The sequence below is a fragment of the Vicinamibacteria bacterium genome, assembly GCA_035620555.1.
Lineage (GTDB): Bacteria > Acidobacteriota > Vicinamibacteria > Marinacidobacterales > SMYC01 > DASPGQ01.
In genome coordinates this window covers 1-3368 of the sequence record DASPGQ010000492.1, presented here as the reverse complement: position 1 = coordinate 3368, position 3368 = coordinate 1, and the positions used below count along the sequence as shown (strand labels likewise).

Below are 3368 nucleotides of genomic sequence, written 5' to 3'. Positions count from 1 at the left end.
AGCGGTGAAACGGAACCCCTCTCAGTCGCTTTTGATGACCGCCATCGGGAGCGACCTCGAAGATCCGGCTCTTGGCGGACGAACGCCTGCAGGGCAAACGCGATGGAAGACGTGCCGAGACCCGAAAAGCCTCGGGTCGGTGGGAGGAGTCGATAACCGAGGCTTCAGCGACGACCGCGAAACCCCCCGCCGCCGCCGCGACCGCCGCGCTCTTCTTTCGGCCTGGCTTCGCTAACGTTCAAAGTGCGGCCTTCGAACTCCTTGCGGTTCAAAGCATCGATTGCGGCGATCGCCTCGCCCCGCTCGGGCATGGAAACGAAGGCGAATCCGCGCGGCCTTCCCGTGTCCCGATCCGTCACGATGTGCACGTCCTCGACGTTCCCATGCTGAGCGAACAGGTCGCGCAACCCAGCCTCAGTCGTGCTGTAACTGAGATTACCGACATAGATTTTCAACGAACAACCTCCAACCACTGAGGCTCACTGAGTCGCTGGAGGCTTCTCGTGGGCTCACAGGGACACTCACCACCAGACCATTCTGGCGGCGATTAGTATACCGCGACTCTTTTTGTGTTTCCACAGGGATTAGACCGCCCAACGACTGCTGAAACTCTGAAACGCCGAAGGTCGCAACCTGCACTTTCGGGGACTGCGGACGGGGATCCGAGGGCGAATCCGCGGCCCGAATGGGCGTCTGTTCGTGCTCCGGACCCGAGGTCGGGGATCGGATAAACTGGGCGTTTCTTTCCACGCGGAGATCGACCGAACTCGAGAAAGGACAAAAATGAGATTCACGACTCTTCTTCTCGCCTTGTTTGCTTCCGGAGCGGGCGCCCAGACGATCGAGCGCATCAACCCCGAGGGGATGACCCAGCCTACGGCGTACCACCACCTGGTTCGAGCTGGGAATCTGCTGTTCATCGCCGGACAGGTTGCTCTCGACGGTGAGGGAACGCTCGTCGGCGCCGCCGATATGCGGGCGCAGGTGCGACAGGTGCTCGAGAATCTCAAGACGGTGCTCGCTTCTCAGAATGCGGATTTCTCCAACATCGTGAAGATCAACATTTTCACGACTGATATCGATGCCTTTCGTGAGGCGGCCGATGTCCGGGCGACGTACTTCCAAGGAAACCCGCCGGCGAGCACACTCGTCCAGATCGAGCGCCTGGCGCAACCCGAGTTTCTCGTGGAGATCGAGGCGATCGCGGTAGTTGGCGAATAGGGCGGGCCTACCAGGCGTTCAACATCTGCCGATATCCGTCCCTCGCCAGTGGGGAGAAATCCGTGCGTAAGGCTCTCACGCCGGGAGATGGGCTGCATCGGCCCGTTGTCAAGACGTGGAGCGCCTCGGCGAGCGAGTCCTCGTCCGGATGACCGAGAGGCCGGCCGAGCTGGTCCGCGGCTTCACAATCGGCAGGTATGCCGTCGAAGAAGCCGCCCTCGCCGCGAGCGTTCTTGTTCTCGAAGGACACGGGAAAGAGCACCTTGTCACACAGGTCGAAGCCGTACTGACCGACGGGCTTCCCGAAGGTCCGCTCGCCGACGACGGTGACCGGAACGAAGGGTCGGAGGCCATTGATCAGAAGCTCGCTCGAGGACGCCGAAGCTCGCGTGGTGATGACGACGACCCGAGGCAGATCGAGCGTTGCCTCGGGATCTTCGAACCGGATGGTCCGGTTCCGAAACGTGTTCTTGTCGTTGTGCACGAGCTCGACGAACACCTGGGTCGAGGTCCTGAACCCGCCGATGAGCCCGCCCAGGTGGCGTGCCACGTCGATGAGTCCGCCGCCGTTGTAGCGCAAGTCGAGCACGATGTCGGTCACGCCCGCGGACCCCAGCTCGGTGAAGGCCTGATCGAGAGCTGCGATGGATGGCTCGACGAAGTTCCTCAAGTGGACATACCCAACCGGGAGGCCAGAGGCGTCGAGAATAGCGGTCTGAGAAACCGTCGGTATCGTCACGAGGCGTTTGGTAACCGTGGCCGTCTCTTCGCGGCCCCTCGGGGTCCGCCAAGAAAGCTCGAGCGTATAGCCGATCTCGCTCGGTCCGAGAGCCTCGTCGAGCCCGCCGTTGGTGAGAAGGTCCTCGATGCTTCGTCCCGCGATAGCAGTCAGGAAATCCCCCCGTGCGAGCCCGGACTCCGAGGCGGGACTGTCGGGAAAGACCTGACTCACTCGGAGCTCGAGAGGACCGGTCTGCCGCATCGAGAAGCCAATCCCGATGAACTGGCTCGAGGAGAAGAAGGCCTCGGTCGCCTGCCTCGAAGAAACGTAGCTGAAGCTCGCGTCGAGCGGCCTGAAACGTACGGCATCGAGGTAAGCCTCGGGCGAGTCGAATAGAGCTGGGTCCAGGTCAGGGAGCTCCCGATACCATAGATAGAACTCGTCCAGAATCGTGCGCACCTGCGTGTTCTGGCCGATGATGGAACAGTCCGTCTGAGACGAGGCAGGAGACGCGAACGCCAGCAGCAGTCCTAGTATCGCACCCGATTGGAAACGGCAGGCCATGAGATTGGACCAGGATCAGGATACCCCTTTTTTGCCACCCGGAGAAGGCCGAGGACGGCGTTACAATGGCGGTGGAATGATCGCGCTGCTCGTTGCCGCCATGGTGTCGAGCCCGATTCCATCCGAATCCAGACAGCTCGTTCTCGTGCTCACCCCCGCGGCCGATTCCACTTCGGGCGTACTCTTTCGATTTCAACGCAGTCGCGCTGCCCGGGAGTGGGTGAGGGTCGGAGAGAGCTGGCCCATCGTCGTCGGCGAGCGAGGTCTCGCCGCCGGTCTCGGCCTCCATCGCGGAATTCTCCCGGGGCTTCCCGTCAAGACCGAGGGCGACGGCAGGAGCCCGGCCGGTGTGTTCGACCTCGTGGAGGCTTTTGGGTTCGACCGACCCGACTCCAGCTTGCGGATGCCCTATCTGCAGCTGACCGAAACGGTCGAATGCGTCGACGACCCTGAATCCGTCGATTACGCCCGTATCACTCAACGAAGATCCTCGTCCGATTGGCATTCGTCGGAACGGATGCGCGAGATCCCGGGCTACGTTTGGGGGATCGTCGTCGGCCACAACGCGAATCGGAAGAAGGGCGCCGGGTCTTGTATCTTTCTCCACGCTTGGTCTTCGCCAAGCGGAAAGACAGCCGGCTGCACGGCCATGGAATCGAGCCGAATCCACGAGCTGGTCAACTGGCTCGACGAGAGAGCTGCGCCGGTTCTCGTTCAGCTCCCCGAGGACCTCCATCAAGATCTCAAGCTCGCCTGGGAGCTCCCCGAGTAGTCCCCAACCTACGGCAATCCCCGTATTTCGGCGCCTCAGGCGTGATTGTCTACTTCTCGTTATCCGCATGGAGATTCTGTTCGTTCTCCT

The 3368-nt window shown here is 61.7% G+C and carries 4 protein-coding genes; 2 read left to right on the top strand and 2 right to left on the bottom strand.

Going from position 1 to position 3368, the window contains the following annotated elements; genetic code table 11:
- Positions 1 to 164: 164 nt before the first annotated feature.
- Positions 165 to 455 carry an RNA-binding protein gene (locus VEK15_20125; GenBank protein HXV63018.1) on the bottom strand — a complete coding sequence of 97 codons (291 nt, stop codon included), beginning with the start codon at positions 453 to 455 and terminating at the stop codon, positions 165 to 167.
- Between the two features lie 328 nt (positions 456 to 783).
- Here VEK15_20125 and VEK15_20120 point away from each other — a divergent pair, with 328 nt between their 5' ends.
- Positions 784 to 1221, top strand: coding sequence for a RidA family protein (locus VEK15_20120; GenBank protein HXV63017.1), 438 nt, complete (start codon positions 784 to 786; stop codon positions 1219 to 1221).
- A 7-nt stretch (positions 1222 to 1228) separates the two neighbouring features.
- Here the strand turns inward: VEK15_20120 and VEK15_20115 are convergent, their stop codons facing one another.
- On the bottom strand, positions 1229 to 2506 hold the full coding sequence (locus tag VEK15_20115) for a S41 family peptidase (GenBank protein HXV63016.1): 1278 nt from the start codon (positions 2504 to 2506) through the stop codon (positions 1229 to 1231).
- Positions 2507 to 2582: 76 nt separating this feature from the next.
- Here VEK15_20115 and VEK15_20110 point away from each other — a divergent pair, with 76 nt between their 5' ends.
- On the top strand, positions 2583 to 3278 hold the full coding sequence (locus tag VEK15_20110) for a L,D-transpeptidase family protein (protein HXV63015.1): 696 nt from the start codon (positions 2583 to 2585) through the stop codon (positions 3276 to 3278).
- Positions 3279 to 3368 lie beyond the last annotated feature (90 nt).